9 protein-coding genes are annotated in these 12,718 nt (G+C 62.3%); 3 read left to right on the forward strand and 6 right to left on the reverse strand.

Annotated features, from left to right (window positions below; translation table 11 throughout):
- The first annotated feature begins 135 nt into the window (after positions 1-135).
- A complete protein-coding gene (locus tag MOP44_RS00630; protein WP_260793958.1) occupies positions 136-1,362 on the forward strand; it encodes a hypothetical protein in 1,227 nt (408 codons plus the stop codon).
- Positions 1,363-1,447: 85 nt separating this feature from the next.
- Here MOP44_RS00630 and MOP44_RS00635 read toward each other — a convergent pair whose 3' ends face one another.
- From MOP44_RS00635 to MOP44_RS00645, 3 genes are all read right to left on the reverse strand, one after another.
- Positions 1,448-2,191, reverse strand: coding sequence for a peptidoglycan-binding domain-containing protein (locus MOP44_RS00635; protein WP_260793959.1), 744 nt, complete (start codon positions 2,189-2,191; stop codon positions 1,448-1,450).
- Between the two features lie 249 nt (positions 2,192-2,440).
- Positions 2,441-5,533, reverse strand: a complete 3,093-nt coding sequence (locus MOP44_RS00640) for a VWA domain-containing protein (RefSeq protein WP_260793960.1) — start codon at positions 5,531-5,533, stop codon at positions 2,441-2,443.
- A gap of 544 nt (positions 5,534-6,077) precedes the next feature.
- Complete coding sequence (locus tag MOP44_RS00645) at positions 6,078-7,109, reverse strand: L-lactate dehydrogenase (RefSeq protein ID WP_260793961.1); 1,032 nt, start codon at positions 7,107-7,109, stop codon at positions 6,078-6,080.
- Between the two features lie 92 nt (positions 7,110-7,201).
- Here MOP44_RS00645 and MOP44_RS00650 point away from each other — a divergent pair, with 92 nt between their 5' ends.
- Entirely contained in the window at positions 7,202-8,461 is a 1,260-nt protein-coding gene (locus tag MOP44_RS00650) for a glycosyltransferase (protein ID WP_260793962.1), read from the forward strand.
- Positions 8,462-8,636: 175 nt separating this feature from the next.
- On the forward strand, positions 8,637-9,935 hold the full coding sequence (locus MOP44_RS00655) for a vanadium-dependent haloperoxidase (protein ID WP_260793963.1): 1,299 nt from the start codon (positions 8,637-8,639) through the stop codon (positions 9,933-9,935).
- 111 nt (positions 9,936-10,046) lie between these two features.
- On the opposite strand, the gene MOP44_RS00660 is transcribed toward MOP44_RS00655, so the two are convergent.
- The 3 genes from MOP44_RS00660 to MOP44_RS00670 all read right to left on the reverse strand — a co-directional run bounded on the left by MOP44_RS00660 (position 10,047) and on the right by MOP44_RS00670 (position 12,565).
- Positions 10,047-10,526, reverse strand: a complete 480-nt coding sequence (locus tag MOP44_RS00660) for a MogA/MoaB family molybdenum cofactor biosynthesis protein (RefSeq protein WP_260793964.1) — start codon at positions 10,524-10,526, stop codon at positions 10,047-10,049.
- 9 nt (positions 10,527-10,535) lie between these two features.
- Positions 10,536-11,474, reverse strand: coding sequence for an alpha/beta hydrolase (locus MOP44_RS00665; RefSeq protein ID WP_260793965.1), 939 nt, complete (start codon positions 11,472-11,474; stop codon positions 10,536-10,538).
- Between the two features lie 98 nt (positions 11,475-11,572).
- On the reverse strand, positions 11,573-12,565 hold the full coding sequence (locus tag MOP44_RS00670; protein ID WP_260793966.1) for a diacylglycerol/lipid kinase family protein: 993 nt from the start codon (positions 12,563-12,565) through the stop codon (positions 11,573-11,575).
- Positions 12,566-12,718 lie beyond the last annotated feature (153 nt).

The raw sequence follows: 12,718 nt of genomic DNA on the forward strand, positions 1-12,718 counted from the left end.
TCAGACGCCTCGATTTCGAATCTATTGCCCCAACCCGCTCCCCATCACCAAGCACATATTCACACGGTTGTTACAGCACCTTCATCCGAACGAAAGATCTCCTCCTAAGAGTGTCTTTTGGAGGAGATTCCCCAAATGAACAGAACTCTGCGGTTCATCTGCGTCGCAGCCGCTATCGCTGTGGCTGCTACGGCTCTGCCGGCGCCCACCTTTGCCTTTGGCGACAACGGAAACGGAAATGCCTATGGCAAAAACAAAGACTATCCTTACGGCGCTGAGCAAACCAGCAGCCGTCCTTACTCCATCGGACTGTGGGGCGATCTTCCCTACTCCCAGTCGCAAGCCGATGCGATCCCGACGGTCATCCAGGACATGAACTCACAGGACCTGGCCTTCACCGTTCAAGACGGCGACCTGCGCCAGGGCAGCGGCGTTCCGTCCTGCGCCGACAACACCTCCAATGGCGTTGGTGGCGTCGTCGATAACGGCAATATCTATCAGCGCGGCCTAGCCTACTTCAACGCGTTGCGCGCTCCAGCCATCTTCACGACAGGCGACAATGACTGGACCGATTGCGACCGCAAGAGCCTGGGATCTGAGGCGAGGAACTCGCTCAAGATGCTCGACTACGAACGGTCCCTGTTCTTCTCCACCCCCTACACACTCGGCCAGAACAAGTTTCTTCAGGAAGTGCAGTCCGCGCCGACCTGCAAGGGCTTTCTCACCGGCACCGACGGGCCCACCGCCGATAAAACGCAGAGCGAAACCTACACCTACAAGGACGTTGCCTGCGTTGAAAACCGCCGTTGGATCGTGGGCAAGGTGATGTACGCAGTGTTGAATATCCAGGGCTCCTGCGACAACCTCTGCGACGACTACCCTGATCCCGTCGAGCACGGGGCACGCATTGCCGCGGACATCGCCTGGATGCAGAGCACCTTCCAGACCGCCATCGACCAGGGCTGCGTTGCGATCATGTTCATTTCGCAGGCGGACCCCGGCTGGGATGACACGGACGCGACTCGCGCGCCCACGCGTAATCCTCAGACCCTCGTTGAAGACGACTCCGCCAAAGCCACTGACGGCTACGGCGATTTCCTTCGCGCTCTCCGCACCCAGGTGATCGCTTTCGGGAAACCCGTCGCTTACGTAAACGGCGACTCGCACTATCTCCGCGTAGACAAGCCGCTGCTCGACACCACTGGCAAGCGCGTCGTGAATTTCACGCGCGTCGAGACCTTCGGCGACCACCAGCCCGCTCTCGGTGACGTGAACTGGCTCAAAGTGAACGTGGACCCCTCCAGCCGCGAGGTCTTCTCCTACGAGCCGCAGGTCGTAAACCGCGACGTTCTGGTTCCCTGAAACGGCTCCTGCACCTGACCACAAAGAAAATCGGCGAACCCGCCCTATGCGGTGTTCGCCGATTTCTTTTGAGAGACCCGCAGGCTCAGTCGAGGCTGATCCCAAGCGCATCCGCGGTGTGTGGCCCCACCTCGCCATCAGGTGTCAGTCCCTTTGCATTTTGGAATGCAATCACCGCCGCTTCCGTGTGGCTCCCGAAAACGCCATCACTCTTGCCCGGGTTGAAGCCGGCGTCGCTCAGGGCCTGTTGGATACGGGCGACAACAGGGTCAGTCGTCGTATCAGTCGTCTGCCTGTAGATCTTCGCAGGCGCGGCCAGCGCGGGAGCAGCCGGTGCCGCATCCGGATCTGCATAGGAGATGCCGGGAACCAGAATCCCAAAATCCCAGCGGCGGTTCGCCAGCGATCCCCTGATCACTCCGTCTGCCGATGAATGCGCTTCCACCGTTCCGCCGCGGCCATCGGAAAGCACAATGTGTCCGCCCAGCCCATTGGGAACTGCCAGGCGAAGAACCGCAGCGCCCGGAATCTTCGCTGCCTGCTCTACTGGAATGATCTTTCCGAATCGAGTCGCGTCCCGCCCCCAATAGCCGGTGAACGCGTCAGCGGTTGCGGGGTCTCCATCATCGCTGGCGCAGCCATAAAGAATGCCCGCGCTCTGAAAGACGGCCCACGAAACAAGCTCAGCGCAATCCCACGGGCCTCTCCAGTCGGGATTGTCTTTGGGCACGTTTGCGCCCAGATGGTAAGGATTGCCGACCTTTGTCGACGCAGTGTTTACAAGATCGCTTCCGGTCGCGGAAGACACTGGAATGGCAATGGCTCCCATGGATCCTCCTTGCTTTCGAGACTTGATTTTCAGACGAATGGACTTTGCGGCAGAGTGAGGCTCTGCTCGTTGTTTCAGCTTCTGCTCAACCAAATGCGCTTGCCTGGCTCCCCCGTGACTCGGCTGCGCCCCCAAGCCGGCATCGCATTCTTGAGTAGATGTACCCCATGCCCTCACTTTGTGACGAGGGCACGCCCTGGCTCGTACTGGGGAAAACTCAACGCTTGCGAGGCTGGAGACTTTTAGCAGCTAGTCTGCCTTTACCCCCAGCGCCGTCGCCGGCACCGTCACGCTGCCAATCCGCCCTGAATTCACATCCACCACAACCACGCGCAGCGATGCCACCGTAGTTTTCGGCTGCAGCGCGATTCGCTGGTCGAACGTCAGCCCCTCGCTCACGGCGTGCTGATATGTCGCCGGCTTCAAGTGCAGCCCAACGGTCTGCCCGGTCACGTGCGCCTTGCGTCCCGTCTCATCGCGCTGAATCAGGAAAATATCCAGCTTGCCTGACCACAACTGCTGCCCTGTCGCCGCGCCGTTCGCATGCGCAAGCTGCTGCTGCGTCAGGTCCAGATCTGTCCCCGCGACCGTCACCCGCAGCGCGTGCCCCGCCGCATCCGTCACCGGCTGGGCGCTCACCGCAATTTCCTGCGCATCGGTGGGCTCCCACACTGCCTGTGCGAATCGCTCCTTCAGCGTAGTGGGCTCTTTCTCGTACTGGTATCCCGTGCGGAAGCGCAGCGTAGCATCCTTGTGCCCCACCAGCTTCACGGTCAGACGGTGATACTGCCCGTCTGCGGCCTCGCTTGGCGTGAACCCCAGTAGATAGGTCGCCCGACTCTCCTCCTCAACGCCGTCCAGTTCGCCCAGAATATTGCTCGACCGCCGGAAAGCCTTGCCACCCGTAGCCTCCGCCACCTCGCGAAACACGCCCTGGATTGGCTTGATGTCCTGCTGCAACTGCGCCGTCAAGCGCCCGGCGCGCGGGTCGCGGTTCTGAGCAAAGGGATTCGCGTCAGGTCCGGCCGTCATCTCGGCCCCTTCCATCTGCTTCTCCAAACCGGGCGGTCTCTGGAAGGCCGGCGACAGCTCCACATTACGGTTGCCGATATTGGCATTGATCGTGCTCGCTTCCAGCCTTGACGCATCCAGCGGATACACGCTCGCATGTGCGTCGTTCATGGCCTCCTGCGTGCGCAGCGCGATCGGTTCAATGTACTTCGATTTCTTGTCCACTGAAACCGACATACGGTTCCAGTCCGCCAGCGCGTTGTCGCTCGTCACCCACACCACGCTCTTGTGCCCCGGCATCGGCGCGAGATGGCGTCCAATGAGCACCAGTACATCCAGCGCATTCGGCCCGGGATTGCTCCCCATCTCCCGCAGCTTCGGGTCTGGCGCCTGCATGTTCGACTGCGAATCCAGCGTAAAATTCCCGTTCACGCTCAGCATGTCTTCAGGGCTGTGGACATACTCCATCGTCTGCCGGTTGCGATCTTCCATATCGCGCGCATTCAGCAGGTCCTGCGCCGAGGGCATCCACTTCGCCAGTCGTGCCGCCACGCGCGCGTGATCCGTCGTGGCCTCTTCCAGCACCTGGTAGCCGTGATAGCGCATCACATACAGCGCCGCGCGCTCATTCGCCGGCAACTTCTTCAGGAACTCCAGCATCTGCCGCCGCGCGTCCACCAGGTCGTTCCAGATCAGGTTCGAGGGATCCACCACAAACACGAGCGTGTTCACCTCGCTGCCTGCTACCACCTTCTTCTCGTCGCGATTCGAAAACGTCGGCATCGCACCAGGCTTCTCCTGCGAAGTCGCGGCGGGTGTTGTCGCCCCTTCCCAATCCATCTGACTGAACGAGCGAAGGTCCTGCTTCACTCCGTTGTCGTAAACTTCAAAATCCTCCCGCTTCAGCCCCGTGATGGGATGTCCCTTCTTATCCAGCGCCACCACGTTTACATCCACAAGGCGCGCATTCAGGTGCAGCACAAACCCGCTCGACGCCTGCCCGGCCTGCGGTTCCGTCGCGCGCGCCGCGTTGTCCGGCAGCGCAGCCGTAGCAGTCGCCGAAATCTCCGACGCGTCTCCGCCCGTCACTCCAATCACTGCCTCGCCCGCCGGAGCCGCCACATCCGAAAGAACCTCATCCGCCGGTTGCCCATCAGCCTGCGTCGTCGTAGTGGCCGCAGCAGTCGGCAGCGTCGCATCGGGAGCCATCTTTGCCGTCTTCTCCTCCGCCTCGGTCAAAATGCGCGTGTCCCCGCGGAACAGGTGATACTGCCCGAACTCCGTGTGGTTCAGCAGCAGTTGCGGCGGCCCGTTCGCCGGGCGATTCACACCACTCCAGTCCGGCGCAAGCTTCAGAACGCGCCCAACCGAAATCGATACGCTCCGCGTCGGAGCCACATACACCTTCCCCCCCAACTCCACCGGTGCATACTCCACCGCAACGTCCGCGCGCGTCGTCGGATCCGTCGGCGCCAGATCCGCCTGCAACGCCAGCCGCACAATCGTGCCCGTCTGCGGATCCACCGCGATCTCCCCGTGGTACCCTGTCATCTCCTGGAACTCGTTCGTCTCCAGCCCGAACTTCAGCACCGTGCAGCAATACCGCACCTGGTAGTGCGACTTCTCGCGGCTCACCTGGTACCGGAACACTGCCACCGGGCCCGCAGCTCCCTCCTCCCAATGGCTCCACGCCAGCTTGTTATTGGCCGCGTCCAGCAGCACCTGCGTAAGAATCGGACCGAACACGCCCCACGTCCGCAGCCCCTGCTCTGGCCCCGTCTTCTTCGCGCTTGCTTTCTCCGGAACCGCCTCCACCCGTTCTTCGCCATTGCTGTACTGCAGCACCGCGTGCGTCAAACGCACCGCTCGCAATCCGCCAAAGTCCGCCGCCTTGTCTTCCGGTCCCGGAGCGCTCTCGAAATGCGTCACCGTGCGCGATGCGGAAAAATGCGGAAGCTGAGTCACGGTATCAGTGACATACTGCACGGTCAGCCCGAGGATACGGCGCTGCTCCGCCACATCCGGCGCGGCCTTGGCCGGAATCTCCCCCGCCGGCAAAGCCAGAAACGCCGCCCGGTCCGCCACACCCAGGAGCGTGCGCTGCGCCTTGGGCCCCTGCAGCCCCGCCAGCGCCTTCGCCAGGCGCGCTTGCGACAGCCGCTCGGTCAGCTCGAGGTCATAGATCTCTGCCGCGGCATCGGTGTCGGGCAGGTTCTGCGCCTGCGCCACCGCCTTTTCCAGCTCGTCCGCCGTAACTTTCTGGACCGCGAACGCCGGCACTGACCCCGCCAGCCAGGCACTTATGACTCCGATGAAGATTGCTCTGCGCATCGCGCCGCCCCCCGGAACGTATTCCACGGACCCATGCAGTTCCGCGCACCAGGAGGGGAAGAGGAAGGTGAGCACACCCCGGCGCCGCGAAATTTAGACACCGCCATTCTATGCCGGACTGTGCGCGTAGTTGTCACGATGTTGCGATCCGGCCGCTGCCGAGACTGAAAGATAGAAACAGAATGAAGCGAAAAAAGGCAATTCCCAACTTAGCCTCCGAGCCAGTCACCGCACCCACTTCATCCCTCGTCAACCGTGACCGCGATCACAGACCGCCGCATTCAGGCTCGTATAGCCTACCTTCAAAGGTAGTCTTGTAGCCACGGAGAAACCTGTATTAACTAGAACAGAACTGGGGTTACTAGAAAATTAGCTACCCCTCCCCCTGTTTTTGCTTCTCCTTACATTCGCCAAATTTTGCGTAACATTCTGATGATAAGAATCTTATTCATATTCTGAATATCATAGAGGTCCGACTTGGTCCGAAAACAAAGACCTCCACAAATTTACTGATGTATTAACATCTTTCCACCGCGCCCGGCGCTTAAAAACCCAGCTCGTGCACCACGCTTCGAATCCGCTCCGCGCTCGCCTGCAATCCCGTCTCCTCGTCCACCGTCATCGGAATCGGCAGCGGCGGCTCAATCCCGCGGCAGCTCACAATTCGCGGAACGCTCAGGCACACATCCTCCATCCCGCGAAAACCCTGCAACCGTCCGCTGACCGCGAGAACGCGACTCTCGTCGTACAAAATCGACTCCAGGATGTTCGTCACTGCCAGCCCCACTGCGTAGTTGGTCGCGCCCTTGCCCTGGATCACTTGGTATGCGGCCTCCTTCACGTTGCGGACAATCTCGTCCTTGTCCTTCGCCGCCAGCCGACCATGCCCCTGCACCGCCCACTGGTTCAGCGGAATCGACCCGATCGTCGCGCTCGACCACAGCGGAATCTCCGTGTCCCCATGCTCCCCCGCAATATACGCGTGCACATTCTGCACCGCGACGCCACAGTGCTTCGCCACCAGGTAGCGGAACCGCGAGCTATCAAGCACCGTCCCCGACCCGATCACCCGGTTCCACTCGAACCCTGTAATCTTGATCGCCAGGTCGGTGATCACGTCCACGGGATTCGTCACCAGCAGCAGCATCGCGTCCGGCGCCACCCGCACCACGTCAGGCAGAATCTTCTTGCAGAGATTCGCATTGGCCGCAGCAAGGTCCATGCGTGTCTCGCCCGGCTTCTGCTTCGCGCCCGCGGTCATCACCACCACATCGCAGTCGCGCAGAACCTCCACGTCGTCCGACCCATCCACCATGGCTTGTGGCGCGAACAAAAGCCCGTGGTTCAGGTCGAGCACCTCGGCATCCACCTTCGACTTCGCAATGTCGAACAGGCTGATGTGCCGCGCCACGCCGCGAATCATCGCCGCATACGCGATCGTCGCGCCCACGCTTCCCGCGCCGATAATCCCCACCTTGCGCCGCGTAGAGTTGCGCCCGCCATTCCGGTTCGGCGCAGACACCTCGCCCGCGCCCGCCAACACCTCTCCTGCCAATCCGCCGTTCTCGCTCGCCATATGTCGGTCGACCTCTCACCCCGAGTCTACTCAATGCAGCGCCGGTCTTCGTCGCGTCCATTTAATCTGGGAGCGCATACTCAGAGGACTTCATGGACATCCTTCTGCCCACGCTCGGCAGCGCCGGAGACGTGCATCCCGCCATCGCGCTCGCCACCGCCCTCAAGAGCCGCGGCCACAACGTCACCGTTATCACCAATGAATACTTCTCCGCGCAGATCGAGTCCGCCGGCCTCGGCTTCATCCACCTCGGCACCCTCGCTGACGCCGAGCGCATCATCGCCGACCCGCGTCTCTATAGCCCCACAAAGTCCTTCGACGTCATCGCACAGATGGTCATCCTCCCCAACCTCGAGCCGCTCTACCGCATCCTCGATACCCACCGCACACCCTCCACGGTCATCGTCGCCTCCACCATCTGCCTCGGCGCACGCATCGCCAGCGAAAAGCTCGGCATCCCCATGGCCACCATCCACCTGCAACCCTCGGTCATCCGCAGCCTGACCGACGCCGGCCGTCAGGGCCGCATTCCTATGGGCCCCTCCGCGCCGCTCTGGTGGAAGCGCTTCATTTACAAACTGATCGACGGCCTCTACATCGACCGCCAGCTCGCGCCTTCCCTCAATCGCTTCCGCACGTCTCTGGGCCTGCCGCCGATCAAGCGCATCTTTGCCGAATGGCTGCACTCTCCCCAGCTCGTCCTCGGCCTCTTCCCCGAGTGGTGGGGACCGATCCAGCCCGACTGGCCCGTCGCCCTCCGCCTCACCGGATTCGTCCTCCACGACGCCGCAGGCCACTACGATATCCCGCCCGAGGTGGAAGACTTCCTCGCCGCCGGCCCGCCGCCCATCGTCTTCACCCCCGGCTCGGCCGGAGCCAATCTCCACACTTTCTTCCGCGAGTCCGTAGCAGCATGCCGCCTCACCGGCCATCGCGCCATGCTCGTCACCAGCTTCCCAGATCAGCTTCCGCCCGATCTGCCGCCCAACGTGCGCGCCTTCCCCTACCTGCCCTTCAGCCAGATCCTTCCTCGAGCGGCCGCACTCGTCCACCCCGGCGGCATCGGAACCATCGCCCAGGCCGTTCGCGCAGGAATTCCCCAGCTCGTTGTCCCCTACGGCAACGACCAGCCTGACAACGCACTCCGTCTCGAGCGACTCCGCCTCGGCGTCAGCATCTACCCGGAGCGCTACAAGGCCGCCCGCGTAGCCCGCGCGCTGCACGCCCTGCTCGATTCTCCGGAAATCAAGGCCAACGCCCTCCGCTATTCCGCCCGCATCGACACCGACGCCGCCCTGAATCAGGCCTGCGACGCCATCGAACAGCTCAGCCAGCATCAGACACGCGCCTGATCGCCATCACCGCCCGTGCCATCTCGTTTGCGAGCGCACGGAATCACAGTTCTTTAGCCCGCTCGGGAATATTCCCTGCATTTCACGGTTATTGATCGCGGGAGATGTCGCGCGCTCGTGGATTGCCACATCCGGCCGTCATCTCGCTCAACTCTCAAATAAGGAGGGGGTCGCCGTGTCACGCAGAAATCTTCCCTTTGTGTTTCTGTGCTTCGTATTGGTGCAACTCGCAATTCTGCCGCGTGCGTTTGGGCAGGTGACTGACGATGCGCAGCCAAACGTCCGAGTCAATCCTGTCATCGAATGGAACCGGGAGCTCCTTGTCATTCTCCGTACGCCGGGGGCCCAGCCGGCGACGATCCACTCCACCCGAAGCTTTGCCATGCTGCACGCCGCCATCTTCGATGCGGTCAACGCCATCGACAGGTCCTATCACCCCTACGCACTGCATCTTTCGTATGTGCCGCGAAGGGCCTCAACCTGGGCTGCCGCGGACCAGGCTGCGCACGATGTCCTGGTCGCGCTATATCCTGCTTTTTCGCCCTCGCTCGATTTGGAACTCCAACAAGATCTCGACCAGCTCCCTAACGGCAAGAGGAAGACAGAAGGCGTCGCAGTTGGAGAAGCGGCCGCCGCCGCGATCATCGCTCTGCGAGAGGACGATGGATCTTCGGCGACATTCCCGCCTTTTGTACCCACCAGTCAGCCGGGAAGCTACCAACTGACACCGCCCAATTTTGCGCCCGCAGATTTCGTTCAATGGGCGAGCGTCAGACCATTCGCGATCGATTCTGCAAGCGAGTTTCGCCCCGCCGCTCCGCCCGATCTCACCAGCGACCGCTATACGCAGTCCTTCAATGAAGTGAAAGACTTTGGTTCCGCGGCAAGCACTCTGCGCTCGACGGATCAGACCCAGATAGGAAAATTCTGGAACGGCAACATTCAGGATTTCTGGAACGAGATCGCTCAGACAGCGGCCACTCAACATGAACTGGGCATCCTGCGGAGCGCGCATCTGTTTGCAGTTCTGAATTTCGCGCTGGCCGACACGGCAATCGCGTTCTTTGATGCAAAGTACACCTACGATCTGTGGCGGCCGGTGACAGCCGTCCAAATGGCCGATACCGATAATAACCCGGGCACCGAGGCGGACAGCACATGGCAGCCCCTATCGGTCAAGACGGCACCTGATCCGTCCTATCCCGGCGCACACAGCGCCGTCAGTGCGGCGGGCGGCTGGGTACTCCGCGAATTTCTCGGAAACGCGATCCGCCTCGACGTGACATCGGAGTCGCTCCCCGGAGTTACGCGGCACTTCAGCAGTTTTTCTGATGCGGTCGCGGAAGCCGGCGTGAGCCGTATCTATGCCGGCCAGCATTTTCGGTTCGACCATGAGGAAGGGTTGCATCTCGGCGATCGCGTAGCCCACGCCGTGACCCTGAGCGTCCTTCAACCGCGACGAGATTGGAGGTAGCTCTCGCAAGGGAGCTGCTTCTTGCATCGCTAACCCGTCAGGCCCGCAGGGCTATCGTCTATCGATTTTAGGCTCGTGCTACAGGCTGAGGACTGATAGCTGATGGCTACCTCACGGATGCCCCTGCGCGCCCGCGGCCACGTCAATCCCATGCTTCAGCAGCTTGAGAATCGACCCAAGGCTCTCCGTGGCGCCGCGCTTGCTACCCGGTAGGTTCACGATGATGGTGGCACCCTTCAGCCCGCAGACTCCGCGGGAAAGCCACGCGAACTGGTTCTGCGCCGCGCCCATCGCCCGCATCGCTTCGGCCAGCCCCGGCGCTTCACGGTCGATCACGCGCCGCGTAGCCTCCGGTGTGCGGTCGCGCGGGCCCAGCCCCGTTCCGCCGGTGGTCACAATCAGCGCCGCTCCGTCGTTTGCGAACTGCTCCAGCAGCACCGCAATCGTGTCCTCTTCATCGGGAACCAGCGCCGTCTCGACCGTAGCCTCCGGCCACTGCTCGTGCAGCAGTTCGACAGTCGCGGGTCCGGCCGTATCCACAGCCTCGCCCCGCGAACAGCGATCCGAGATGGTTACAACCGCGAGCAGCATACGCGTCACCTACTCCGCTTTTGCTCCAACTATTCCTATTGTGTGCAGCCACGTTTCCACCATCTGCGGCCATCCGGTCACCGGCAGTTTCTGCACCTTGCGAAGCCCGTATCCGTGCCCACCCTCAGCATAGATGTGCAGTTCCGCCGGCACCTTCGCCTTTTTCAGTTGCAGAAAGTAGTTCGTCGCATTCTCCACGTGCACCGGGTCGTCCTCGGCCTGCACGATGAATGTGGGCGGTGTCTGCTCCGTGGGATTGATCTCCGGATTGGTCTCCATGTTCTTTTCATCCAGCGCCAGGTACCCCGGATACACAACTACCGCGAAATCCGGACGGCAGCTCTGATCGTCGGCCGCGTCCACGCGATCATAAAGCCGCTTGTCGAAATGTGTGCTGATCGCTGCCACCAGGTGCCCGCCCGCTGAAAAGCCGAGCACACCCACCTTGGCCGGATCGATGTTCCACTCCTTCGCCTTCTGCCGCACCAGCCCAACTGCGCGCTGCGCATCCTGCAACGCCGCCGGCGACTTCGGATACGGCCCCGAATCCGGCACGCGATACTTCAGCAACACGCACGCGATGCCCGCGCCGTTCAGCCAGTCGCACACCTCCGTGCCTTCCAGATCAATCGCGAGGATGTGATACCCACCGCCCGGAAACACTACCACCGCCGGACGCGGCCCCGACGGCCCTCCGTCCTTCGGCGCGTAGTACGTGATCGTCGGCACCGAAACTTTCCCAAGCCGGATCAGCGGCTTGCCCGCGATCAGGTTGTCCTTGGCCGTAGTTGTATCGGCCTCAGGCGCTGCTTTCGGCGCATTCGGCACTACCGGCACGCCATTCGGCCAGATGGGAATCTGCGTGTGCCCCGCCGCTGGCTGCCAGCCCGATTGCGCGAACACCGAAGCACACGACAACGCCACCACTGCAAGAGCAAGACTGCGCATATACATCAGGAGATCTCCCGAAAGATGTCGCAGCGATCATTGCAGCACTACCAGCCTCGCCGCAAGCTGAAGCGCACTCTACGGCTGCCACTCTGTCACTACGGCTTTGCCCCCGGCGGCACCAGCAGCGTGAGCTTCTCGCTGGTCATCTCCATGCGCACCGGCGCGTGCCCCAGCACCTCGCCATCGGCCTCCACGAACAGCGGCCCCTGCGCATCCGGCGCGGCAACGCACTCCACGGCCTTCGCGGTAATCAGCTCCACGTCCTTTGAGAACGTCTGCCGCCCCGCCATCACCGCCAGCAAGAAACGAAGATAGCTCAGCCGGCTTCGCGTCTTGAACGCCACCAGCGAGAGCTCGTTGCTATGCAGCGTTGCTCCCGGCGCAAGCTGCCCCAGCGCTCCGCCAAACGACCGAATCCGGACCGCGAGAATCTGCGATGCATGCAACGTCGCTCCTCCGCCGTTGCCGTCGTCCACCCTCACCTCGAACAGCGGAAACGGGTGACTGGCCCAGATGCGGAACGCCTCAATCATGTAGAGCACGTATCCGAGCCGGCGCTTCAGCGCTGGATCCATCCTCGCCATCAGCAGCGCGTCCGGGCCCACGCCCGCGGCCACCGTAAAGTAGCGGCACTCCTGCGAGCCATCCTTGGCGCGATAGCTGATTCTGCCCACTGGCACCTCAACCGGCCGTGCCTCCAGCAGTCTCTGAATCGCCTTCTCCGGCGATCCCGCCAGGCCCAAGTCCGCCGCCAGCGCGTTCGCGGTCCCCAGCGGAAGCACCCCCAGCGCAACGCTCGTTCCCACCAGCCCCTGCAACACCTCGTGCACCGTGCCGTCGCCGCCGCACACCAGCACCGTGTCGCAGCCGTCTGCTACAGCTTTGGCCGCCATGGCCGACCCGCGTCCCGGCCCATCGATCACCAGGTGATCGACCTCCATGCCCGCCCCGGCCAGCGCAGACGCGGCCTTACGCACGGCACTTCTGCGCACCGGCGACACCGATCCCGAAGCTGGATTCTCAATTAGCGCAACTTTGCGCATGGATCTCTCGGCAGCCGTTCCGCCGGACAACTCAGCCACTTCCATTCCGCAACCCTTCTTGCTTCGATGCGGCAAGTCCCGCCCGAGCCCAGTCCAGGCCCGCGCCAGAATCCCGTGAACTTCGCCTGCCCCAGACACGTAATTCAACTACAATTGCTGCCCGGAAATCCAGAAAGGATGTCGGAAGTTCCGAATGTC

Source organism: Occallatibacter riparius, assembly GCF_025264625.1.
Taxonomy (GTDB): domain Bacteria; phylum Acidobacteriota; class Terriglobia; order Terriglobales; family Acidobacteriaceae; genus Telmatobacter; species Telmatobacter riparius.